Annotated in this window: 21 protein-coding genes; 7 read left to right on the top strand and 14 right to left on the bottom strand. The window is 73.7% G+C overall.

What is annotated here, in order from left to right; translation table 11 throughout:
* Window positions 1-17 precede the first annotated feature (17 nt).
* Entirely contained in the window at window positions 18-1,949 is a 1,932-nt protein-coding gene (locus tag MF672_RS28225; RefSeq protein ID WP_242376439.1) for a Xaa-Pro dipeptidyl-peptidase, read from the bottom strand.
* A 75-nt stretch (window positions 1,950-2,024) separates the two neighbouring features.
* Between MF672_RS28225 and MF672_RS28230 the strand changes: the two genes are divergently transcribed.
* The 3 genes from MF672_RS28230 (at window position 2,025) to MF672_RS28240 (ending at window position 4,267) form a co-directional block, all read left to right on the top strand.
* Window positions 2,025-3,074, top strand: coding sequence for an ADP-ribosylglycohydrolase family protein (locus tag MF672_RS28230; protein WP_242376438.1), 1,050 nt, complete (start codon window positions 2,025-2,027; stop codon window positions 3,072-3,074).
* Window positions 3,075-3,134: 60 nt separating this feature from the next.
* Window positions 3,135-3,794: a FadR/GntR family transcriptional regulator gene (locus tag MF672_RS28235; RefSeq protein WP_242376437.1), complete on the top strand. Its 660-nt coding sequence runs from the start codon at window positions 3,135-3,137 to the stop codon at window positions 3,792-3,794.
* A 227-nt stretch (window positions 3,795-4,021) separates the two neighbouring features.
* Window positions 4,022-4,267: a hypothetical protein gene (locus MF672_RS28240; RefSeq protein WP_242376436.1), complete on the top strand. Its 246-nt coding sequence runs from the start codon at window positions 4,022-4,024 to the stop codon at window positions 4,265-4,267.
* Window positions 4,268-4,341: 74 nt separating this feature from the next.
* Here the strand turns inward: MF672_RS28240 and MF672_RS28245 are convergent, their stop codons facing one another.
* The 3 genes from MF672_RS28245 to MF672_RS28255 form a co-directional block, all read right to left on the bottom strand.
* On the bottom strand, window positions 4,342-4,986 hold the full coding sequence (locus tag MF672_RS28245; protein ID WP_242376435.1) for a class I SAM-dependent methyltransferase: 645 nt from the start codon (window positions 4,984-4,986) through the stop codon (window positions 4,342-4,344).
* Window positions 4,987-5,000: 14 nt separating this feature from the next.
* Entirely contained in the window at window positions 5,001-5,282 is a 282-nt protein-coding gene (locus tag MF672_RS28250; protein ID WP_242376434.1) for a metal-sensitive transcriptional regulator, read from the bottom strand.
* A gap of 72 nt (window positions 5,283-5,354) precedes the next feature.
* Window positions 5,355-5,930: a nuclear transport factor 2 family protein gene (locus tag MF672_RS28255; RefSeq protein WP_242376433.1), complete on the bottom strand. Its 576-nt coding sequence runs from the start codon at window positions 5,928-5,930 to the stop codon at window positions 5,355-5,357.
* Window positions 5,931-6,108: 178 nt separating this feature from the next.
* Between MF672_RS28255 and MF672_RS28260 the strand changes: the two genes are divergently transcribed.
* Window positions 6,109-6,258, top strand: a complete 150-nt coding sequence (locus MF672_RS28260; RefSeq protein WP_242376432.1) for a hypothetical protein — start codon at window positions 6,109-6,111, stop codon at window positions 6,256-6,258.
* A 45-nt stretch (window positions 6,259-6,303) separates the two neighbouring features.
* Here MF672_RS28260 and nirD read toward each other — a convergent pair whose 3' ends face one another.
* From nirD to MF672_RS28285, 5 genes are read right to left on the bottom strand one after another with little or no spacing between them, the layout of a single operon-like run.
* Complete coding sequence (gene nirD / locus MF672_RS28265) at window positions 6,304-6,666, bottom strand: nitrite reductase small subunit NirD (protein WP_242376431.1); 363 nt, start codon at window positions 6,664-6,666, stop codon at window positions 6,304-6,306.
* Entirely contained in the window at window positions 6,663-9,092 is a 2,430-nt protein-coding gene (nirB, locus tag MF672_RS28270; protein ID WP_242376430.1) for a nitrite reductase large subunit NirB, read from the bottom strand. The genes nirD and nirB overlap by 4 nt, the downstream gene beginning before the upstream one ends.
* Window positions 9,089-10,483, bottom strand: coding sequence for an FAD-dependent oxidoreductase (locus MF672_RS28275; protein ID WP_242376429.1), 1,395 nt, complete (start codon window positions 10,481-10,483; stop codon window positions 9,089-9,091). Before MF672_RS28275 ends, nirB begins: the two co-directional genes overlap by 4 nt.
* On the bottom strand, window positions 10,480-12,501 hold the full coding sequence (locus MF672_RS28280; RefSeq protein WP_302893271.1) for a molybdopterin oxidoreductase family protein: 2,022 nt from the start codon (window positions 12,499-12,501) through the stop codon (window positions 10,480-10,482). The genes MF672_RS28275 and MF672_RS28280 overlap by 4 nt, the downstream gene beginning before the upstream one ends.
* Window positions 12,502-12,503: 2 nt before the next feature.
* Window positions 12,504-13,814, bottom strand: a complete 1,311-nt coding sequence (locus MF672_RS28285) for an MFS transporter (RefSeq protein WP_242376428.1) — start codon at window positions 13,812-13,814, stop codon at window positions 12,504-12,506.
* Between the two features lie 202 nt (window positions 13,815-14,016).
* Here MF672_RS28285 and MF672_RS28290 point away from each other — a divergent pair, with 202 nt between their 5' ends.
* Window positions 14,017-14,310, top strand: a complete 294-nt coding sequence (locus MF672_RS28290) for a hypothetical protein (protein WP_242376427.1) — start codon at window positions 14,017-14,019, stop codon at window positions 14,308-14,310.
* A 63-nt stretch (window positions 14,311-14,373) separates the two neighbouring features.
* Here the strand turns inward: MF672_RS28290 and MF672_RS28295 are convergent, their stop codons facing one another.
* Both MF672_RS28295 and MF672_RS28300 read right to left on the bottom strand, forming a co-directional pair.
* Window positions 14,374-14,847: a GNAT family N-acetyltransferase gene (locus tag MF672_RS28295; protein ID WP_242376426.1), complete on the bottom strand. Its 474-nt coding sequence runs from the start codon at window positions 14,845-14,847 to the stop codon at window positions 14,374-14,376.
* A 320-nt stretch (window positions 14,848-15,167) separates the two neighbouring features.
* Complete coding sequence (locus tag MF672_RS28300; RefSeq protein ID WP_242376425.1) at window positions 15,168-16,145, bottom strand: aldo/keto reductase; 978 nt, start codon at window positions 16,143-16,145, stop codon at window positions 15,168-15,170.
* A 138-nt stretch (window positions 16,146-16,283) separates the two neighbouring features.
* Here MF672_RS28300 and MF672_RS28305 point away from each other — a divergent pair, with 138 nt between their 5' ends.
* Together MF672_RS28305 and MF672_RS28310 are read left to right on the top strand one after the other, a co-directional pair.
* On the top strand, window positions 16,284-17,246 hold the full coding sequence (locus tag MF672_RS28305) for a PASTA domain-containing protein (RefSeq protein WP_242376424.1): 963 nt from the start codon (window positions 16,284-16,286) through the stop codon (window positions 17,244-17,246).
* A complete protein-coding gene (locus MF672_RS28310) occupies window positions 17,243-17,842 on the top strand; it encodes a hypothetical protein (RefSeq protein ID WP_242376423.1) in 600 nt (199 codons plus the stop codon). The genes MF672_RS28305 and MF672_RS28310 overlap by 4 nt, the downstream gene beginning before the upstream one ends.
* Window positions 17,843-17,940: 98 nt before the next feature.
* Here the strand turns inward: MF672_RS28310 and MF672_RS28315 are convergent, their stop codons facing one another.
* The 3 genes from MF672_RS28315 to MF672_RS28325 form a co-directional block, all read right to left on the bottom strand.
* Window positions 17,941-18,426 (bottom strand): sensor histidine kinase, encoded by a 486-nt coding sequence (locus MF672_RS28315; RefSeq protein WP_242376422.1) that lies wholly within the window; start codon window positions 18,424-18,426, stop codon window positions 17,941-17,943.
* A 65-nt stretch (window positions 18,427-18,491) separates the two neighbouring features.
* Window positions 18,492-19,799, bottom strand: coding sequence for a vanadium-dependent haloperoxidase (locus MF672_RS28320; protein WP_242376421.1), 1,308 nt, complete (start codon window positions 19,797-19,799; stop codon window positions 18,492-18,494).
* 79 nt (window positions 19,800-19,878) lie between these two features.
* A complete protein-coding gene (locus MF672_RS28325) occupies window positions 19,879-21,315 on the bottom strand; it encodes an aminotransferase-like domain-containing protein (protein WP_242376420.1) in 1,437 nt (478 codons plus the stop codon).
* Window positions 21,316-21,350 lie beyond the last annotated feature (35 nt).

Raw genomic sequence — 21,350 nt, forward strand, 5'->3', positions numbered from 1 at the left:
TAGAAGAGCCGTGCTTCCTAGAAGAACTGGAACTTCGCCTCAGGCTGCGGCAGCTCGACCCGGTCCGGGCCGTGGAACCTGGCCTTGTCCTGCGGCATGTCCGTCAGCGGCGTCCCGAGCACGAACGGCACGACGACGCTGCTCTTCGCCAGGTCGACCGTGACGGTGGCGCCGGTGCCGCTCTCCTCGCTGTAGGTGGCGTCGGTGCCGGCGATCACCAGGCCGATCCTGTGGCCCTTCCTGAAGGTGTAGTCCTGCGGCAGCGTCAGCCACTTGACCTTGCCGTACGTGCCTGCGGGCAGCGGCGCGGCCTCGCTGAGCGAGTCGCGGTTCTGCACGTCGATCCAGCCGCGGGCGACGACCTCCAGCGGGCGGGTGGCGACGTTCGTGACGACCTTCCGGTAGCAGCCGTCGTCGGCCGCGGTGCTCTCGCCCCAGCAGTCCTCCTCGGTGAGCGTGGTGATGCCCTGGCCGCGCCGCCAGTCGACGCGGGCGCTCTCGCCGAAGTCGACGAGCAGCGCGGTCAGGTTGGCGGTGGGCTTGTCCAGCTTGACCCGCAGGTCGGCGGTGGGCGTGCCGGACAGGCGCAGGTCCAGCGGCAGCTCGCCGGTGGTGAACGCCACCCGGCCGGGGTTGGCGGTGCCGACGTCGGCGACCATGTCGTTCTCGCTCAGCGCCACGTCGGTGAAGGTCGCGGTGCTGTCCTTGGCGGCCGGGCGCAGGCCCAGCGAGCCGTCGGCGGCGGGCCGCAGCGACGCCTTGATCGCGAACGGCGCCGGCCAGTCGCGCTGGCTGATCCACTGCGCGGGGCCGACCTCCACGTCCGCGCGGGGCTCCTGGAGGATGCCGTTGCGCACACCGTGCAGCCAGTAGTCGAACCAGCGGTGCAGGGTGTCCACCCACAGGCCGCGCCGGCCCTCGAAGTCGAACGGGTCCACGTGCTGGGTCTGGCCGACCCAGATCTTGCGCGGCACGCCCCGCTCGGCCAGGGCCTTCCACCAGGTGGAGAAGTTGTCGGGCTTGACGTTGAGGTCGTTGACCGTGTGCACCGCGAAGACGCTGGCCCTGACCTTGGAGGCGTCGCCGAGCAGGCCCTTGAGGTAGTCGCGCTCGGCCCAGAAGGCGTTGTAGTTCCCGGTGTCGTCGCCGTCCTCGGCGTCCATCCGGTCGCGGACCGCCTGGCACTTGGCCTCGGGGTCGGTGTCGACGTAGTTGGCCAGCCAGGAGGCGTAGTCGTAGTTGTAGATCACGCCGTTCGAGCGCTGGTACTTGTACCAGGAGCTGATGGCCGAGATCGGCACGATCGTCTTCAGCCCGTCCACGCCGGTGGCGGCGACGGCGTTGGCCAGGGTGCCGTCGTACGACTTGCCGATCATGGCGGCCTTGCCGGTGGTCCAGTCGGCCACGGCGGGGCCGCCGTCGGCCCTGGTCGCCCTGGCGCGGCCGTTCAGCCAGTCGATGACGGCCTTGCCGCCCAGCACGTCGGCCTTGCCGCCGATGTCGGGGCAGCCGTCGGACCTGGTGGTGCCGAGCATGTCCACGTTGAGGACGGCGTAGCCGCGCGGGACGAAGTAGTTGTCGTAGAAGAGCGGGAACTTGGTGACGTTGCCCGCCGCGTCGTAGACCTTGCGCTCGGCCTCGTTGCCGCGGCCGGAGTTGTCGTAGTAGGGGCTCTCGTCGATGATCACCGGCACCTTGAGGCCCGGGCCGGACTCCTTGGGGCGGATGATGTCGACGCGGACCTTGTCGAGGGCGCCGTCGAGGTCGCTGTCGACCGTGGACTCGACGTACACGTGCTCGCGGACGGCGTCGGCGTAGGAGAAGACCGGCTGGGTGCGGCCGTCCTCGACGGTGACGGCCGGGGTGGCGGCGTGAGCGGGGGGTGCGGTGGCCGTCGCGGTCGCCAGGGTGAGGACGACGGCGGCCAGGGCCGGGCGTAAGGGTGACACGCATGACCTCCAAAGGTGCATCCGGGACAAAACGCAATCTCTCAGAGACCCGGGGAAGGTGACAAGATTCGGGTCATGGATGTTCGGGATCGGGTCCGCGGCTGCCTCCTCGGCGGCGCGATCGGGGACGCCCTCGGGGCGCCCGTCGAGTTCCATTCGCTTCGGGACATCCGGCGCGACCACGGGCCCGCGGGCCTCACCGGATACGTCCCCACCTGGCGGGGCACCAGCGGCCTCGTCACCGACGACACCCAGATGACGCTGTTCACCGTCGAGGGCCTGCTCCGCGCCGCCCACGGTAACCGCTCACCGGACGACGCGGCAGGCGGCGCGCCGGGCGGCTCCCCGGACGGGGACGTACTGAGGTGCGTGCGCGAGGCGTACCTGCGCTGGCTCGACACCCAGGACCACCACGAGCCGCCGCCCGCCGACCGCCCCCACCGCACCGGGCGGCTGCGCGAGGAGGGCTGGCTCTACTCCCGGCGCGCCCCGGGCACCACCTGCCTGTCCGGCCTGCACCGGCCCTTCCCCGGCCCGTCGCCCCTCGGCGAGCCCGGGCCGGTCAATCCCGGCTCGAAGGGCTGCGGCACCGTCATGCGCTCGGCCCCGTTCGGGCTGGCGCGGCGCGCGCCGCGGGAGGCGTTCGAGCTGGCCGCCGCCTGCGCGCAGATCACCCACGGGCATCCCACCGGCTACCTGGCGGCGGGGGCGTTCGCGGCGATCATCGCGTACCTGATGGCGGGCGAGGCCCTGGAGCCGGCCGTGCACGGCGCGCTCGGCCTGCTGGCCGGCTACCCGTCCCACGAGGAGACCACGGCGGCGCTCCGCGCGGCGCTCGCCGCGGCCGCGGCCGGGCCGCACTCCCCCGAGCGCGTCGAGACGCTGGGCGGGGCCTGGGTCGCCGAGGAGGCGCTGGCCATCGGCGTCTACTGCGCCCTCGCCGAGCCCTCCGTCGAACGCGCGCTGCTGCTGTCGGTCAACCACTCGGGCGACAGCGACTCGACCGGCTCGGTCTGCGGCAACCTGCTCGGCACGATGCACGGCGCCGACGCACTGCCCGAGGCCTGGCTCACGCCGCTGGAGGGCCGCAGGACCATCGAACGGCTGGCCGCCGAGCTGAGCTGACCGGCCGTCCGTGACCGCAGCGCTTAGGGTGGACTTCCCAGCCGAAGGAGAAGAGGGCACATGCGCAACGTCGCTCGGACCTCGCTCGTCGACGCCGCGATCGACGAGCTCCGCCGGGAGATCGCCCGCGGCACGTGGCCGGTCGGGACGAAGATCCCGTCGGAGAGCCAGCTCGCGCAGAGCCTCGGCATGAGCCGGCTCTCGGTGCGCGAGGCGGTGCGGGTGCTCGCGCACGCCGGGCTCCTGCACACGCGCCAGGGCGACGGCACGTACGTGACCGCGACCGACGAGTCCCGGGTCGCGCTGCGCCGCCGCCTCGACACGGCGGCCGCCATGGACATCATCGACGTGCGCCGCGGCCTCGACCTCGTCGCCGCCCGGCTGGCCGCCGGCCGCCGCACCGACGAGGACCTGGCCGGGCTGCGCGAGACCCTGGCCCGCAGGGACGCGGCCGGCCGGGCCGGCGACCTCGACGGCTTCGCCGACGCCGACGTCGACTTCCACGTCCGGGTGGCCGACGCCGCGCACAACGCGCTGCTCGCCGACCTCTACCGGGGCATGAGCGACGCGCTGCGCGACAGCGTCCGCGACCAGCAGGAGGCGGCGCTGGTGCCGGACAGCTCCCACGAGGAGCTGCTGCGCGCCATCGAGGCGGGCGACCCCGGGCGCGCGGTCGCGATCTCGGTCGCCATCCTCGACCAGCAGGAACGCGACCTCTGACCGCGCGCGGTGACGTCGGGAGGCGCGGCGGGCGGGTCGCCGGGCGGGTCGCCGGGCGGGGGTGGCTCCTCGTCGTCGCGCCGGCGTCCGGCCGGCCGTAGGCCCGCGCCCGTCAGCGCCGCTCCCCCGGCCGGTGAAGGTTGCAGAGAAGGCGACATTTCCCGATGGGGCGCGCACAATGGAAAAGGCAGGGCGACAATTCGGCGAGGAGCGAGGAGGCTGCCGCCGTGTCCGCCGCCGGACGTGATTACCTCGACGCGATGCTGGACGTGCTCGTTTACGAGAACGTATTGGTGGCGTGGCGACGAACGCCTCTGGGCGGCTACCTGATCGTCTCCCACGAGGGCGAGGAGATCAGGTTGACCACGCCACAGGCGGAAACGTGGGCGCAGGGCGCGTTCGCCGTCTACCTGGCGCTGGTCGACGCCCGCCGCATCACGCCGCGCATCCCGGGCGACACGCCCCAGAAATAACGCGGCCCCGCCCTTTTCACCGGCGGGCCGGCGGCCCATATCGCGTCGCCGTTACCCGGGCGATAAATGGCGGGTCACGCCGCCGGGTTTCGCGCCCGGCCGAGAATGTGGGTCAATGTCGGGGAGGACGGCAGCGGTTTGAAGGGGAAGCGCTCGCACTCCTCGACGAGCAGGCCGCTGTCGCGCAGCGCGCGCTCGGTGTTCCTGTTGGGCCGGCAGCCGCCGGCCGCGAGCCGCCACACGGGCGTGAGGAGGTCCTGGAGCAGGCCGGTCGCGGGGTTGGCGGAGCGCACGTGTTCGAGGAAGCGCACCTCGCCGCCGGGCCGCAGGACCCGACGCACCTCGGCGAGCGCGGCCCGCTGGTCGGGCACCGAGCACAGCACCATCGACAGCACGACCGCGTCGTACCCGCCGTCCTCGGCCGGCAGCTCCCCGGCGTGGCCGGCCACCACCCGCACGGGCACCCGGGTGGCGCCCGCCGCGCGTTCGGCGCCGGCCCGCAGCACGTCGTCCGGCTCGATCGCGACGACCTCGCGCACCTCGGCCGGGTAGTGCGCGAAGTTGAGCCCGTTGCCCGCGCCGACCTCGACGACCCGGCCCGCGAGGCCGGCCAGCATCCGACGACGCAGCGGGCCGGTGGCGTGGGGCTCGGCCTCGACGCTCATCCGCTCGTACATGCGGGCGAAGCGCGGATGCTGGAACCGCGACAGATCCTGCATGCCTCCAACGTAGGTCACGATCGCACGAGGCGGGCGATCGCGTCGGCGGCCTCCTTCACCTTGGCCTCCGCCTCGGCCCCGCCCTTGCGGGTGGCCTCGGCCACGCAGTGCGCCAGGTGCTCCTCCAGCAGGGACAGCGCGAACGACTGCAGCGCGCTGGTCGTGGCCGACACCTGCGTGAGGATGTCGATGCAGTACTTGTCGTCCTCGACCATGCGCTGGAGCCCTCGCGCCTGCCCCTCGATGCGGCGCAGCCGTCGCAGGTGGTCCTGCTTGTTGTCGGTGTAGCCGGCCATCAGGTGGTCCTTCCGCTCGTCACACCGACGGCAACGCCATACCCCCCTACCGTATTCCGGAGCCGGCTCCGGTCAGGACGCCTTGTTGTTCATGAACTGGGTGATCTTCCACTGGCCGGCCTCCTGCGCCAGCAGGAACAGCTCGCGGTAGGTGGAGTTGCCCTGCTTGCTGCGCGAGCGGACGACTGAGTACTGGCCGCCGAGGTCGCGCGACTCCTCGATCGTGTGGGTGGCCTGCGAGAGGTCCTTGGAGCCCTTGAGCTGGTCCTGGAAGAGCGTGCGGATCGCGTTCGCGCCCGTCGCCGTGGCCTCCCCGTCCATGGCCACGACCGCGTCGTCGGAGAACGCGCCGACGACCTGGTTCACGTTGCCCGACTTCAGGGCGTCGAAGTAGCCCTGGACTGCCGAGCGTGCCTGCCCGTTGCCGGCGGTGCCGGTCGGGGAGGAGGTGCCCATGTCCGTGTCGGTCGCGGTGGGCGACTCCATGTCGGTGCCGGTCTCATCCGGCGACATCATGTCGGCGGGCGAGGACGGGCTCGCCGCGCCCTTCATGGCCTGGGTGTCGTTCCCCGCGGCGCAGCCCGCCACGAGCAGAACGGGAACGACCGCGGCCAGCAGGAGTGCCCTGCGGTGAGAAATCTTGCTCATGGCCGCTTTGATGCCCCGGCCGTCGATCACCGAATGCGCGGTTGTGGCAGTTTCGACCTGGCCTTTACCTCGTCCGGTATTACTCAGAGAAATGACCTGATTTGCCGAGACCGTTCAGTGTTTCGATCGTTGCCGCGGCGAGACCAGCCGGGCCGGACCCGCCGATAGCGTCCCTCCAGTGCCGCGAACCCAGGCGAACCCGGACCCTCTCCCCCAGCGCGAGGACGCCGAGCGCTGCGACAGCTCGGAGGCGGGCCGCCGCTGCGTCCTTCCCCTGGGGCACCGCAGCCCGCACGTCTACCCGCCCCCCGAGGAGCCCCGGCACTGACCCGGGGCCGGACCGCCGTGCGAGCGGGCGGCCCGGCCGGCCGGCTCACCCCTGGAGGCTCACCTCCACCGCCCCTCCCGACACCCGCACCGCGTACACCGGCACGGCCACGCCCTGCTCGTCCAGGCACCGGCCGGTGGCCAGCGAGAACACCTGCTTGTGCAGCGGCGAGGCCACCGTCGGCTCGCCCTTCCTGGTGCCGACGATGCCGCGCGAGAGCACGTACGCGCCGCTGAACGGGTCCAGGTTGTCCAGCGCGTGCACCGCGCCGTCGAAGGTGCGGAAGACCGCCACCTGCCGGCCGTCCACGAGCGCGCACACGCCGCGCTCCGGCAGCAGGTCGTCGTAGGCGCACACCGCCGTCCAGGCGGCGGTGGTGGTCAGCGGCTCGCTGATCGTGGCGCTCATCGGGCCATCACCGGCTTGATCTGGCCGCGCTCGGACTCGAACACGATGGACGGGTCGGGCACGCCGGGGGCGTTGACGAAGCTGACGAACCGCCGCAGCTTGTCCGGGTCCTCCAGCGTCGCCGACCACTCGTCGGCGTACGTGGCGACGTGGTGCGCCATCTGCGCGTCCAGGTCGGCACAGATGCCCAGCGAATCTTCCATGATCACCTCACGCAGGTAGTCGAGGCCGCCCTCCAGCGACTCCAGCCAGGCGGCGGTGCGCTGCAGGCGGTCGGCCGTGCGGATGTAGAACATCAGGAACCGGTCGATGGTCCTGATGAGCTCCTCGGTGGACAGGTCGCCGGCCAGCAGGTCGGCGTGACGCGGCTTGAAGCCGCCGTTGCCCGCCACGTACAGGTTCCAGCCCTTCTCCGTGGCGATGATCCCGAAGTCCTTCGAACGGGCCTCCGCGCACTCGCGGGCGCAGCCGGAGACCGCGGACTTCAGCTTGTGCGGCGAGCGCAGGCCCCGGTAGCGCAGCTCCAGGTCGATCGCCAGGCCCACCGAGTCCTGCACGCCGTAGCGGCACCAGGTGGAGCCGACGCACGACTTCACGGTGCGGAGCGCCTTGCCGTAGGCGTGGCCGGACTCGAACCCCGCGTCCACCAGCCGCCGCCAGATCTCCGGGAGCTGCTCCACGCGCGCGCCGAACAGGTCGATGCGCTGACCGCCGGTGATCTTGGTGTAGAGGCCGTAGTCGCGGGCCACCTCGCCGATGACGATCAGCTTCTCGGGCGTGATCTCACCGCCCGGGATGCGCGGCACGACCGAGTACGTGCCGTTCTTCTGGATGTTGGCGAGGAAGGCGTCGTTGGTGTCCTGGAGCGCGGCCCGCTCGCCCTCCAGCACGTGCCCGTTGTGCAGCGAGGCCAGGATGGAGGCCACCGCGGGCTTGCAGATGTCGCAGCCCCGCCCCTGCCCGTGCTCGGCGATGAGCTGCGAGAACGTGGTGATCTCCCGCACCCGGACGATGTCGAACAGCTCGGCCCGCGAGTACGTGAAGTGCTCGCACAGCGCCTTGCTGACCTCGACGCCCGACTTCTCCAGCAACTGCTTGAGCATCGGCACGCACGAGCCGCAGGTGGTCCCCGCGCGGGTGCACGCCTTCAGCCCCGGCACGTCCGTGACGCCCTTGTCGGCGACGGCCGTGCGGATGTCGCCCGCGCACACGTTGTTGCAGGAGCAGACCTGCGCCTCGTCCGGCAGGTCCAGGTTCGCCCCCGCGCCGCTGAAGAGCAGGTCCGACGGCGAGGCCGGCAGCGCCTTGCCGACGAAGGGCCGCAGCGAGGTGTACGGCGAGGCGTCGCCCACGCAGATGCCGCCGAGCAGCGTCCGCGCGTCGTCGCTGATGAACAGCTTCTTGTAGACGCCGCCCACCGGGTCCATGTAGGTGACGTCCAGCGCCCCCGTCATGGCCCCGAACTGCGCGACCTCCACGCCGAGCAGCTTGAGCTTCGTGGACATGTCGGCGCCCTCGAACGTCGCCGACCCGCCCAGGATGCGGTCCGCGGCCACCTCGGCCATCGTGTTGCACGGCCCCACCAGGCCGTAGATCATGCCGCCGGCCAGCGCGCACTCGCCGACCGCGTAGATCGACGGGTCGGAGGTGCGCATGCCCGGGTCGACCACGACGCCGCCGCGCTCGCCCACCTCCAGCCCGGCGGCGCGGGCCAGCTCGTCGCGCGGCCTGATGCCCGCCGAGAACACCACGACCTGTGCCTCCACCAGCGTCCCGTCCGGCTTGCGCAGCCCGGTGACCTGGCCCTCGCCGTCGGTGACGACCTCCTGGACGCCCGCGCCGGCGTGCACGGCGAGGCCCAGGCCCTCGATGTGCTGCTTCAGCACCGCGCCGCCGCCCTCGTCCACCTGCCGCGGCATCAGCCAGGGGCTCATCTCGACGATGTGCGCCTTCAGCCCCAGCGCGCGCAGCGCGTCCGCGGCCTCCAGGCCCAGCAGGCCGCCGCCGACCACGACGCCCTCGGCCGCGTCCTTGGCGGCCTTCCTGATGGCGTCCAGGTCCTCGATCGTGCGGTAGACGTAAGCGTGCTCCGCGCCGGGAACCGGCGGCACGAACGGCGCCGAGCCGGTGGCCAGCACCAGCACGTCGTACGGCTCCACGCCCCCGTCGGCGGTCACCACGTGCCGCGCCTGCCGGTCGATGCCGGTGACGCGGGTGTTCAGCCGGGTGACGGTGCCCTCGGGCACGTCGTAGGTGAGGTCCTCCAGCGTGGTGCCCGACAGGTAGGAGGTCAGGTGCACCCGGTCGTAGGCGGGGCGGGGCTCCTCCCCGATCACGGTGACGCGCCCGTCGAACCCTCTGTCCCTGAGGGTTTCGACGAGCCGGTGGGCCGTCGGCCCGTACCCGACGACGACGAGCTTCCTCATACCGAAATCCCTTCCTGCTCGCACAGCCAGCCGACGATGCCTTCCACGGCGTCGCGGCAGGTGCCGCAGCCGGTCGTGGCGCGGGTGGCGGCGGCCACTCCGGCCACGTCACGCGCGCCGGCCTCCCAGCACGCCCTGATCTGTCCCTTGGTGACGTTGTTGCACTGGCAGACCTTGGCCGCGTCCGGCATCAGCGTCGGGCTGTCGGCCACCGGGGCCGCCGACAGCCCGGGGAACAGCAGCCCGGCCCGGTCGCCGGGCACCGGCCCGCCGCGGTCGAAGAGCTGGGTGAGCGTGCCGACGGCGTCGCTCTCGCCCAGCAGGATCGCGCCGACCAGGCGGCCGTCGCGGATGACGAGCTTGCGGTACGTGCCGCGGGCCCGGTGGCTGAACCTGACCACCTCGGCGTGCTCCTCGGTGAGGTGCGTCTCGCCCATCGCGGCCAGCTCGACGCTCCTCGCCTTGAGCCGGGTGACCAGCCGCGAGCCGCGGTAGAGCGCCTTGCCGCCGGTGATGACGTCGGCGGCGACGGCGGCCTGCTCCCAGGCGGGGGCGACCAGGCCGTAGACGGTGCCGTCGTGCTCGGCGCACTCGCCGATCGCGAAGATCGACGGGTCGTCGGTGCGCAGCTCGTCGTCCACGACGACGCCGCGGCGCACCTCCAGCCCGGCCTCGGCGGCCAGGCCGGTGACCGGCCGGACGCCGCAGGCCAGCACGACGAGGTCGGCCTCGACCAGTTCGCCGCCGGCCAGGCGGACGCCGTCGTCCAGCACGGCCTCGGCGGTGACGCCGGTGCGGGTCTCGACGCCGAGCCCGGCCAGCGTCTCGCCGAGCACCTGCCCGGCCTCGACGTCGAGCTGACGCTCCATGAGGTGGCCGGCCAGGTGCAGCAGCGTGACCGGCAGGCCGCGCCCGGCCAGGCCGCGGGCGGCCTCGATGCCGAGCAGCCCGCCGCCGACGACCACGGCCCGGCGGGCGTCCCTGGCGGCGCCGAGGATGCGCTCGCAGTCGTCGAGCGTGCGGAACGGGACGGCCCGCTCCACGCCGGGGATCGGCGGCACGATGGCGTCGCTGCCGGTGGCCAGCACCAGCAGGTCGTACGGCTCGCGCCGGCCGCTCTCGGTGACGACGTGCCTGGTCTCCCTGTCGAGGTGCGCGACGGCGTCGCCGAAGACCGCCTCGACGTCGTGCGCGGCGTACCAGGAGGCGTCGAGCAGCCGCACCTGGTCGGGGCGGGAGCTGCCGGCCAGCACGTTGGACAGCAGCACCCGGTTGTACGGCTGGCACGTCTCCGCGCCGAATATGGTGATCCTGATGTGGGGGTCGCGGGTGCGCACCTCGCTGACGAGCCGCGACCCGGCCATCCCGTTGCCCACGACGACGAGCCTCATGAGTCCCTCTCCACCCTGACCGCGCAGACCTTGAACTCCGGCATCCTCGACGTCGGGTCGAGTGCCGGGTTGGTGAGCCGGTTGGCGCCCTCCCAGTGGAAGGGCATGAATACGGTGTCGCGCCTGATGGCGTCGCTGATGCGGGCGACGGCCTTGGCCTCGGCGCGCCTGCTGGTGACCCGCACCACGTCGCCGGGGGCGATCTCCAGCCGCTCGGCGAGGTCGGGGTGCAGCTCGACGAACGGCTCGGGCGCGGCCTGCACGAGCGCCGCGATCCTGCGCGTCTGCGCGCCGCTCTGGTAGTGGGCCAGCACCCGGCCGGTGCTGAGGTAGACGGGGTAGTCCTCGTCGGGCTCCTCGGCGGCGGGCCGGTGCCGGACGGGCACGAACCTGGCCCGGCCGTCCGGGTGCGCGAAGCGGTCGAGGAAGGGGCGCGGCGTGCCCGGGTGGCCGGGCTCGGGGCAGGGCCAGAAGACGCCCTTCTCCTCGGCGATGCGCTCGTAGGTGATGCCGGAGTAGTCGGCGGGGCCGCCCCGGCTGGCGCGGCGCAGCTCGTCGAACACCTCGGCCGGGTCGGTGGCGAAGCTGTGGCCGAGCCGCGCGGCGAGGCCCGCGATGACGTCCAGGTCGCTGCGCACCCCGGCGGGCGGGGCGGTGGCCCGGTCGCGGAGCAGGACGCGGCCTTCGAGGTTGGTCATGGTGCCGCGTTCCTCGGCCCACTGGGTGACCGGGAAGACCACGTCGGCCATCGCCGCGGTCTCGGACATCACGAAGTCGCAGGTCACGAGCAGGTCCAGGGCGGCGATCCGCTCGGCGACGTGCTCGGCGGCGGGGGCGGAGATCACCGGGTTGGAGCCGAACAGCAGCAGCGCCCGCGGCCCGCCAGGGGTGCCGAGCGCGTCCAGCAGCTCGTACGCCGACCGCCCCGGCCCCGGCAGCGACGCGGCCGGCACGCCCCACACGCCGGCGACGTGCTCGCGCGCCGCCGGGTCGTCGATCTTGCGGTAGCCGGGGAGCTGGTCGGCCTTCTGGCCGTGCTCCCGGCCGCCCTGGCCGTTGCCCTGGCCGGTCACGCAGCCGTAGCCGGAGCCCGGGCGGCCGGGCAGGCCGAGCGCGAGCGCGAGGTTGATGAAGGCGCTGACCGTGTCGGTGCCCTTGGCCTGCTGCTCGGCGCCGCGGCCGGTCAGCACGTACGCGCTGGAGGCCGCCGCCATGGCCCGCACCGCCTGCCGCATCTGGTGGACCGGCACGCCGGTGACGCGCTCCACCCGCTCCGGCCACCATTCGGCGAGGGAGGTGCGCACGTCCTCGAAGCCGGTGGTGCGGGCGGCCACGTACTCCTCGTCCACCAGCCCCTCGGCGAGGACCAGGTGCAGCAGCCCGAGGGCGAGCGCGAGGTCGGTGCCGGGCGTGGGCTGGAGGTGCAGCCAGGCCAGCTTGGCGGTCTGGGTGCGGCGCGGGTCGATGACGATCAGGCGGGGACCGTCGAGGTGCCGGACGAAGGGCGGCATGGTCTCGGCGACGTTGCCGCCGGCCAGCAGCACGATGTCGGCGCCGGCGAGGTCGGTGACGGGGAAGGGCATCCCGCGGTCCAGGCCGAACGCCCTGATGGAGGCGGCGGCGGCCGAGGACATGCAGAAGCGGCCGTTGTAGTCGATCTGGCTGGTGCCGAGCGCGACCCGGGCGAACTTGCCGAGCGTGTAGGCCTTCTCGTTGGTCAGGCCGCCCCCGCCGAACACGGCCACGGCGTCGGGGCCGTGCTCGGCGCGGATGGCGGACAGCCGGTGGGCGACGTGGTCGAGCGCGACGTCCCACTCGACCGGCTCGCCGTGCAGGAGGGGCGTGGTCAGCCGCTCGCCGTTGGTGAGCAGCTCGGCCGCCGTCCAGCCCTTCTGGCACAGCGCGCCCGAGGCGTTGGCGGGGATGTCGGTCCTCGGCCGGACGGCGAGCCCGGGACCGATCTCCATGCCGCACTGCAGGGCGCAGTACGGGCAGTGCGTCTTCACCGGCCGGTTCACGTTCAGACCCTGGCGTGGGCGAGGCTGGCCACGACCTTGACGCCGACCTTGCGGGTGTAGCACCACCAGGTGAGCGCGAAGCAGGTGACGTAGAACAGCCCGAAGGCGAGGAAGGCGGGGGCGGGCGTGCCGGAGGAGGCGAAGGACATCCCGAAGGCCCGGTTGATGAGGAACCCGCCGAGCGCGCCGACCGCCGAGATGATGCCGATGGCGGCGGAGGCCTGGCGCTTGCCGTACAGCAGGGCCTCCTCGCCCTCGCCGCGTTCGGCCACGGCCTTGGCCTGGAAGATGGCCGGGATCATGCGGTAGGTGGAGCCGTTGCCGATGCCGGCGGTGAGGAAGAGGAGCTGGAAGGCGAGGAAGAACAGCCAGAAGCCGCCGGACTCGCTGGCCGTCCAGACCAGCAGGACGCCGCCGCCCATGGCGGCGAAGTTCCACAGCGTGACGGGGGCGCCGCCCAGCCGGTCGGCCAGCCAGCCGCCGACCGGCCGGATGAGCGAGCCGACGAGCGGCCCGGCGAAGGCGACGGCGGCGTACGGGGCGTCGGGGAACAGGCTCTTGCTCAGCAGCGGGAAGGCGGTGGAGTAGCCGATGAACGAGCCGAACGTGCCGATGTACAGGAACGACATGATCCACGTCTGGGCCCGGCCGGCCACGGCGAGCTGCTCGCGCGGGCTGGCCTTGGTGGTGGTCAGGTTGTCCATGAAGAACCAGGCGCAGGCGGCGGCCACGACGATGAACGGGATCCAGAACCACCCGGCGGCGGCGAGGCCGAAGGCGCCGATCACCAGCGGCATGACGAGCTGCACGGAGCTGACGCCGACGTTGCCGCCGGCGGCGTTGAGCCCGAGCGCGACGCCCTGCTTGTGCCGGGGGTAGAAGTAGGTGATGTTGGCCATGCTGGAGGCGAAGTTGCCGCCGCCGAACCCGGCGAGGGCCGCGATCACCAGGAACAGCCAGTAGGGCGTGTCCGGGTTGCTGACCGCCACGCCGAGCAGCACCGCGGGGATCAGCAGCAGCGTGGCGCTGACCACGGTGAAGTTGCGCCCGCCGAACCTGGCGGGGCCGAAGGTGTAGGGCAGCCGCAGCGCCGAGCCGATCAGGTTCGGCAGCGCGACCAGCCAGAACAGCTGGTCGGTGGTGAACTCGTACGACCCCATCTTGGTCGCGACGATGCTCCACAGGGTCCACACGGTGAAGCCGAGGTGCTCGGCCAGGATCGAGAAGACCAGGTTGCGCCGTGCGACGCGCTTTCCTGTGCTCTCCCAGAAAGCTGGGTCATCGGGGTGCCACTCGGCGATCCAGCGCGCCATCGACCTCTCCTACGCTCGGCGTCCGGAGCTCCCAAGGTAGGAATCGGTCGTTACGCACTTTGACCCTGCGTGGCTGTGCGCCGGTTACATGTGATTCACCTTCGTAACAAGTCACGCACAAGCGTCACGCCGGAAACATGCGCGTAATCATCGGTTACACCTGCCTCCCTGGGGTAACAGCACTCACAGCAAGGGGGGAACAATGATCAAAACGCTGCACAAGATGGGCATCAAGTCCAACCACATGTACCTGGCCGGGATCGCCTCGATTGGTTTGTCCTTCGCGTCCTGGTTCGCGTCGAAGAACGCCGAGCCGGGGGCCGGGCTCGACCGGGCCGACCGCTGGGGCATCTTCGTCGGCGAGTGGGCTCCGACCTTCTTCGCCATGGGTGTCGCGCTGCGGATCGAGGAGACGCACCGCGAGATCGAGGAGTCCGGGATGGAGGGCTACGGCCAGAGCCAGAGCATGCGGAGCAGGTCGCACGCCGGGGTTTAACGTCGCCGTCACGCGGGTCACGTCACCGTGCGTGACCCGCGTGACGTCTTTCAGCGGTCGTTCTCAGGCCCTGCCGGCGAGGCGGCGCAGCGGCTCGTCCGTGAGCCGGTACTTCAGCCACTCGTCCTGACGGACCGCGCCGAGCTTCTCGTAGAAGGCGATGCTGGGCTCGTTCCAGTCGAGCACCGCCCACTCCAGGCGCTGGTAGCCGCGCTCGGCGCAGATCCTGCCCAGCTCCGCCATGAGCGCCAGCCCGAGGCCGCCGCCGCGGTGGCGCGGGCGCACGTACAGGTCCTCCATGTAGACGCCGTGCACGCCCCGCCAGGTGGAGAAGGTCAGGAACCACAGGACGAAGCCGGCGATCTCGCCGTCGACCTCGGCGAGGTGGGCGAAGACGGCGGGCCGCTCGCCGAACAGGGCGGCGCGCAGGCCCTCCTCGGTGGCGCGCACCTCGTGCGCGGCCTTCTCGTACTCGGCCAGCTCGCGGATCAGGCCGAGGATGGCGGGCACGTCGTCGGGGGAAGCGGGACGAATCATGCCCACCAGCGTACGGGCAGGTCAGGACCGGTCCCGGCGGGGGCCGCGGGTTTCCCGGGCCGAAGGTCCCGCCGGGGTCGGACCGTTGGTCCCTGCCCCCGCCGGGGCGGCCCCGCCGAGCATGGAAGTGCACCCGCCGAAGCGGGAACGGGAGGCCGGCCCGGAGAGGCGATCTCCGGCGGGCGGCTCCGTCCGGGCAGCGAGTGGGGCATCGGTGGCCGCCACGGCCACCTGGCCCGCCGGCCGTTAGACGGCGTCTCTGCTGACCTGGGACGGAGCAGCCGGCCTCGGCGGTCATCGCTCGGCGGGTGCCGCCGTGCTCACCAGCGGTGGTGCACCTGCGGCCGGATCAGCTCGTCGTAGACGCCGCGCACCGCCTCCAGCGTCTCAGGAGGCAGCGGCGCGAGGCCGGCGGCGGCCGCGTTGGCGGCGGCCTGGGCCGGGTTGCGGGCGCCCGGGATGACCACCGAGACGCCTTCCTGGTCGAGGATCCAGCGCAGCGCGAACTGCGCCGTCGTCGCGCCCTCGGGCACCAGCGGGGCCAGCCGGCGGACCGCCTCCAGGCCGGTCGCGAAGTCGACGCCGGAGAAGGTCTCGCCGACGTCGAACGCCTCGCCGTGCCGGTTGAAGCTGCGGTGGTCGTCGGGGGCGAACGTGGTGTGCTCGTCGTAGCGGCCCGACAGGAGGCCGCTGGCCAGCGGGACGCGGGCGATGATGCCCACCCCGGCGGCCCGCGCGGCCGGCAGCACCCGCTCCAGGGGCTTGAGGCGGAAGGCGTTCAGGATGATCTGCACGCTCGCCACGTTCGGGCGGGCGATGGCGGTCAGCGCCTCCTCGCAGGTCTCCACGCTGACCCCGTAGGCGGCGATCTTCCGCTCGGCGACCAGCGTGTCGAGGGCGTCGAAGACGGCGTCCGACGAGTAGACCGGCGTCGGCGGGCAGTGGAGCTGGACCAGGTCGATCGTGTCCACGCCGAGGTTCTGGCGGGAGCGCTCGTTCCAGGCCCGGAAGTTGGACATGACGTAGTTGGCGGGGATCTGCTCCACGCGCCGGCCCATCTTGGTGGCGACGGTCAGGCCGGGGTGGCCCTTGGCGAAGCGGCCGACGATCTGCTCGCTGCGGCCGTCGCCGTAGACGTCGGCGGTGTCGATGAAGGTGACGCCCGCGTCCACGGCGGCCTCCAGCGTGGCGACGGCCTCGTCCTCGGAGACCTCGCCCCAGTCGGCGCCGAGCTGCCAGGCGCCGAGGCCGACGACGCCGACCTCTCGACCGGTGCGTCCCAATATGCGGTGTTCCATCAGGGTGGCTCGCTTCCTGTGCGTACTGCCTCGTATTTCACCACGTCGCCTGCTGCTCCTCAGAGTTGAGTAGGGCACTACTCATGCTCGCGGCGGGCGGGCGCGCCTAGCCTGCCGGTGACGGCAGGGAGGTGGCGGATGCGGTACGTGCTGGCACTCCTCACGCTGGTCGCGAGCCTGCTGGCGGCCGGCGCCGGGCCCGCGGCGGGCGCCGCGCCCGCGGAGTCGCCCGAGCCCTCGGCGGAGGTCTCCACCCCCGAGGACACCCAGACCCCGGAGGACACCGCCACTCCCGAGGACACGGCGACCCCCGACGTCACCCCCAGTGACACGCTGACCTGCCCGCCCGTCATCGAGAGCGGCGGCGACCCGCCGGAGGCCCACCCGCCGAACGTCATCGGCCTGACCAGGGACGCCGCGACCGCCGCGCTGGCCGAGGCCCACTTCGGCGTGCGGGCCGTCCCCTCCGACGCGCCGGGCGACGCCGTCGTCACCGACCAGGCGCCCACCGAGGAGGAGCTGGCGGCCTGCCGGTCACCGGTCGAGATCGACCTGGCGGTGACGCCGTCCCCCGTCGCCCCGCCGCCGGAGGCGCGGATCCTGGTGCCCGACCTGATCGGGCTCACCAGGAAGGCGGCCCGCGCGCGGCTCGGCGAGCAGGGGCTCGAACTGGCCGTCGCCGAAGGCGCCTCCGGCCGGGTGAGCGCCCAGGACCCGGTGGCGGGCACCCCCGCCCGCCGGGGCGACACGGTCACCGTGACGCTCACCGGGAGCGGGACGGACGGCGGCTCCCCCGCCCCGGAGGTCACCCCCACCTCGGACGACGTCATCGTCCCCGAGGAGCGGGACGCCTCCGGTGGCCTCACGCCGTCCGTCCTGCTGCCCGTCCTGCTGCTGGGCCTGCTGTCGGCGCTGGCGACGGGCCTCTGGGCGGTGCGCAGGGCCCGCCGCCCCCGGGCCGCGCCGGCCGTGCTCACCTGCGTCGCCCACGCCGACCCGCACCCGCGCGCCGAGGTCCGCGAGCTCGCGCCCGAGCTGCGCCTCGAACTCGTGTGCCACCACGACCCTGGCGTCCAGGAGATCAGGGAGACCGTACGGTGACCGTCACCTTCACCACCCACCCCAGCACCGCCGACCTGCTGCTGTGCGCCGACCCCGGGCGCGCCGCGGAGGAGCTGGCCCGCGTCCTCGACGCCCGGCGGGTGCTCGAGGACGTCCAGCGCGGCCTCCACACCCCGCCCGAGCTGCTGGCGGGCGAGGCCGCACGGGCGGGTGTCGAGCTGCTGCGCGGCATCGACCTCGGGAGCGTGCTGCTCAACGGCTGGGCCAGGTACCGCAGGCTGCGCGAGGCCGCCCGCGAGACCCTGGACAACCCGGGCACCGGCAAGGTGGTGCCGCTGGCCGAGCACGAGATCGTCTCCCACCACGAGCCGTGGATCGAGGTCCAGGTCGACGGGCAGCCGGTGGCGCGGCTGACCTGCGCCGTGGACCTGGTGCTGCACCTGACGTTCGTGCGGGCCGGCGTGCGGGCGGGCCGGCTCGTGCGGCTGACCGGCGGTGACTGCGAGGCGGCGGTGGTGTTCAGGATCGAGGGGGTGGAGGTGGGCAGGGTCCGGCTCGTGACGGTCACGCTGCCGCTCAACCGCGACCTCGGCGAGGGCTACCCCCTGCTCAAGGAGGCCAGGAGCGCCAACTGACCTCCTTGAGCGCGGGCGCACCCCGCCCCCGGGTGGTGGTAGGGCGGGGTGCGGGCCGCGCCGGTGCGGCCGGCCCCTTTCTCCGGACGGGGCCGTCTCTAGCCTGCGGGCGGCAGGACGTCCTCACCAGGTCCGGACAACGGCCGCTCCTCACGGGCAGTGGCCCCGTCAAGGGCGGCGCGGTCGAGGGCGGCGCGCGGCACCTCGCCGCGGACGGTGGTGCCGCCGCCCGGCACGCCGTTGACCGTCAGCCGGCCGCCGATCCCGGCGAACCCGGCCCGCATCACCCGCAGGCCGCGGCCCGCCGTCCGGTGCTCGAAGCCGAAGCCGTCGTCGCTGATCGTCAGCCGCAGCCCGCGCCGGCCCGCGGTCAGCGCGACCGCGACGGTCGCGGCGCCGCTGTGCCGCTCGACGTTGGCGAGCGCCTCCCGCACGGTGAGGAGGACCGTCTCGGCCACGGCGCGCGGCACGTCACCGGCGGGCAGCGCCCACACCTCCACCGCGATCCCGGTCCGCTCCCGCCAGCGCGCGAGGTGGTCCTCCAGCGCCCGCGCGAGCCGCCGGCCGTCCAGCTCCAGTTCCATATGCCTCTCCCCGAGTCTCCGCCACCCGATCCGAGGGCGTTCCACCCGGTTCCATCGCGTGCCGGTCAGCGCGGGCAGGCCCCCACGTGCGTCGGGCCCGACCTCGGCAGCAGCTTGGCGGCCAGGATGTCGGCGGCCACGTCGCGGCCCATGGCGAGGCCGTCGAGGTTGCTGAAGCCGAAGTGCAGGCCGCCGAGCACGCGCGAGCGGCCCGCGTCGGCCGCCGCCGCGGAGAAGCCGGGGAAGCTGCGCGCCCACGGCTGCCCGGTGCCGGGATCGACCGGCGCCGAGTCCGTGACCAGCGTGAACGGGACGCGGTCCGAGCAGAAGAACCCGGCGAGCACGGCCGCGCCCGCGCCGCTGAAGGAGCTGTGACCGGAGATGTACTCGGGCGTGCCGCCGGCGCTGCCCGCCCGCGCGCGCCAGGCCGGGTCGGCCGTCGTGTACGGGTTCCCGTCGGTGTCGGCCTGCTGGATGGCGACCTGCGGACGCCAGTGCCGGTAGGTGTACTTGGCCAGCGTGGTCGGGACGGCCGTGTCCGCCAGCGCCATGCCGAGCAGCGCGAGCAGCCGGGCCTTGTCCGCCAGCGGCAGCGTCCGTCCGGCGGCCAGCGCGATCTGGACCCACGCGCCGGGCGGCTGGTCGCTGCCCGCCGGCAGGGACCAGAACTGGAAGACGGCCGACTTGCCGGCGTCCGGGACGGCGGCGTTGCCGAGCAGGGCGACCTCGGCGAACGCCGCGGCGTAGTCGAGGCTGTCCAGCGCGGGCGGGCCGCCGCCGAGGTGCCGGGCGGCGTCGGCGTCGGCGAACGGGCGCATGTGGCGGTACTGGGCGCCCGGCCACTCCTGGCCGAAGACGCCGGGGCCGGTGCCGGCGGGCTGCGCCTCCACCGGCGAGGAGCCGTCGTCCTGCCGGAGGGTGTAGACGTCCGCGCCGACGGTGGCGCCCCAGGACCGGCCGGCGCTCACCCGGGGGCCCTGGCCGAGGCGGGCCAGGTCGGCGGCGAGCCGCGCGTCCAGCGTCGCCACCGCGTCCGGGTACAGGCGGACGAGCACCGCGTGCGCCGCCGCCACGGCCGCGGCCTGCTGGTCGCCCTGGGGCGGCGCGCCCTTGGCGTCGCGCAGCGCGGGCGTCCTGGCCCGGTCGCCGCGGGCGGTCGCGATGCCGTTGACCGCGTCGTACAGGGCGGCGCCGACCATGGCGTAGGTCCTGGCGGCGTCGGAGTCCGAGGCGCGGTGCGTCCGTATGGCGTCCAGCGCGGCCTGGCTCCACGTCCCCGCCGCGTCCACGTCGGGAGCGGGCGGGGCCGCGGCGGCCGGGAGGGGCACCGCCAGGGACGGGAGGAGGACGAGCAGCATGACGAGCTTTCTCATGTGTACCCCCTGAAGGGTGTTCGGCCCGGTTTCCCTGCACGGTGCTCCTTCGCGGCGGGCGGCGCACTGCCCGGCGAGGTCAGGCGACCGTGCGGCGGCCGTCCGGTTCCGGCCACGCGGCCGTGCCGGAGCCAGGGCGGTGGGTGCCGAGCGTGCGGGTCAGGACGCGGAGCGCGCGGCGCAGCGTGACGCCGTCCAGGTGGCCGTAGTGCAGGACCAGGCCGTTGCGGAGCACGTGCATGCCGCCGCGCCGCTGGTAGAAGGCGGACAGCTCGGCCACCGCGACGCGCCGCTCGCGCAGCGCGCCCAGCACCGCCCTGGCCTCCACCTCGTCGGGCAGCAGCAGCGTCGCCGAGGCCCCGCTGCCCGCGCCGAGCAGGCGGATGCCGGGGTAGGCGGCGAGCGCCTGCCGGACCAGCGCGCGCTTGGCGGCGTACTGGCCGGTCAGCCGGGCCGCGCGGCGGGCCACCGCGCCGGAGGCGAGCAGGTCGGCCACGGCGAGCTGGCAGGTGTGGGACGCCTGCCCGGGCCCGCCGCCCTCCTCCGGCGGCCCGGCCGGCCGCTGCCTGGGGGCGACCGCGAAGGCCAGCCGCAGCGACGGCGTCAGCACGTCGCGGAACGTCCCCACCATCGCGGCCCCGTCACCGGCCCCGGCGGCGAGCACGCTCGGCAGCGGGTTCACCCCGGCGTCGAACAGCCCGTCGAAGGCCGGCTCGATGACCAGCCCGCCGCTCCGCCGCGCCCACGCCGCCAGGGCCCGGCGCCGCTGGAGCGGCAGGCGCGTCCCCAGCGGGGTGCCGCGTTCGGGCAGCACCGCGACCACGTCGCAGCCCCGGGGGACCAGGTCGGGGCGGGCGCCCATGCCGTCCGCGGGCAGCGGCAGCACCGTGCCGAGGCGCGCGTAGGCGGCCCTGAGCTGCGGCGGCGCGGGGTCCTCCAGCGCGATGACCGGCGGGCGGCCGCGGCCCCGGCCGCGCAGCAGCAGCTCCAGCGCCTCGTCCTGGCCCGCCGCGACCAGGATCTCGTGCCGGTCGAGCACCAGGCCGCGGGCCTCGCGCAGGTACGCCGCGATCGCCGCGCGCAGCTCGGGCAGCCCGCCGGGCGGCGGCTCGTCGGCGGGCGGCGCCTGGTGGCCGGCCCGCCGCCACGCCGCCCGCCACGCCGCCAAAGGGAACGCCTGCGTGCTCGGCAGCTCCCTCCGCAGGTCGATGAGGTCGCCGGGCGGCGGAGGCCGGTCGTCCGGCGGCGCCGGCTCGGAACCGGCGACGTACGTGCCCGAGCCGTGCCGTCCCTCTACGGACCCGTCGGCGAGCAGCCGCTCGTAGGCCGCCAGCACCACGCCCCGCGACACCCCGAGCACCGCGGCCAGGGTGCGGGTGGACGGCATCCGGGTGCGGGGCGCCAGCCGGCCGGCCCTGATGGCGTCCCTGAGCTGGGCGGTGAGCTGGGCCTGCAGCGGCTCGGGCAGATCCCGGTCGAGCTGGATCGGCACGGTGAGTCGTTGCGCAGTGCGCATGTGGACGTCCCCCTGACGTGACTGAGACATGACCC

Source organism: Actinomadura luzonensis (genome assembly GCF_022664455.2).
Taxonomy (GTDB): domain Bacteria; phylum Actinomycetota; class Actinomycetes; order Streptosporangiales; family Streptosporangiaceae; genus Nonomuraea; species Nonomuraea luzonensis.

What these genes read in the sequence shown, in the direction of transcription:
- MF672_RS28230 (WP_242376438.1), top strand. Translation starts at nt 2,025, where the DNA reads ATGGATGTTCGGGATCGGGTCCGCGGCTGCCTCCTCGGCGGCGCGATC.
- MF672_RS28235 (WP_242376437.1), top strand. Translation starts at nt 3,135, where the DNA reads ATGCGCAACGTCGCTCGGACCTCGCTCGTCGACGCCGCGATCGACGAG.
- MF672_RS28245 (WP_242376435.1), bottom strand. Translation starts at nt 4,986, where the DNA reads ATGCAGGATCTGTCGCGGTTCCAGCATCCGCGCTTCGCCCGCATGTAC.
- MF672_RS28250 (WP_242376434.1), bottom strand. Translation starts at nt 5,282, where the DNA reads ATGGCCGGCTACACCGACAACAAGCAGGACCACCTGCGACGGCTGCGC.
- MF672_RS28255 (WP_242376433.1), bottom strand. Translation starts at nt 5,930, where the DNA reads ATGAGCAAGATTTCTCACCGCAGGGCACTCCTGCTGGCCGCGGTCGTT.
- nirD (WP_242376431.1), bottom strand. Translation starts at nt 6,666, where the DNA reads ATGAGCGCCACGATCAGCGAGCCGCTGACCACCACCGCCGCCTGGACG.
- nirB (WP_242376430.1), bottom strand. Translation starts at nt 9,092, where the DNA reads ATGAGGAAGCTCGTCGTCGTCGGGTACGGGCCGACGGCCCACCGGCTC.
- MF672_RS28275 (WP_242376429.1), bottom strand. Translation starts at nt 10,483, where the DNA reads ATGAGGCTCGTCGTCGTGGGCAACGGGATGGCCGGGTCGCGGCTCGTC.
- MF672_RS28285 (WP_242376428.1), bottom strand. Translation starts at nt 13,814, where the DNA reads ATGGCGCGCTGGATCGCCGAGTGGCACCCCGATGACCCAGCTTTCTGG.
- MF672_RS28290 (WP_242376427.1), top strand. Translation starts at nt 14,017, where the DNA reads ATGATCAAAACGCTGCACAAGATGGGCATCAAGTCCAACCACATGTAC.
- MF672_RS28295 (WP_242376426.1), bottom strand. Translation starts at nt 14,847, where the DNA reads ATGATTCGTCCCGCTTCCCCCGACGACGTGCCCGCCATCCTCGGCCTG.
- MF672_RS28300 (WP_242376425.1), bottom strand. Translation starts at nt 16,145, where the DNA reads ATGGAACACCGCATATTGGGACGCACCGGTCGAGAGGTCGGCGTCGTC.
- MF672_RS28305 (WP_242376424.1), top strand. Translation starts at nt 16,284, where the DNA reads ATGCGGTACGTGCTGGCACTCCTCACGCTGGTCGCGAGCCTGCTGGCG.
- MF672_RS28315 (WP_242376422.1), bottom strand. Translation starts at nt 18,426, where the DNA reads ATGGAACTGGAGCTGGACGGCCGGCGGCTCGCGCGGGCGCTGGAGGAC.
- MF672_RS28320 (WP_242376421.1), bottom strand. Translation starts at nt 19,799, where the DNA reads ATGAGAAAGCTCGTCATGCTGCTCGTCCTCCTCCCGTCCCTGGCGGTG.
- MF672_RS28325 (WP_242376420.1), bottom strand. Translation starts at nt 21,315, where the DNA reads ATGCGCACTGCGCAACGACTCACCGTGCCGATCCAGCTCGACCGGGAT.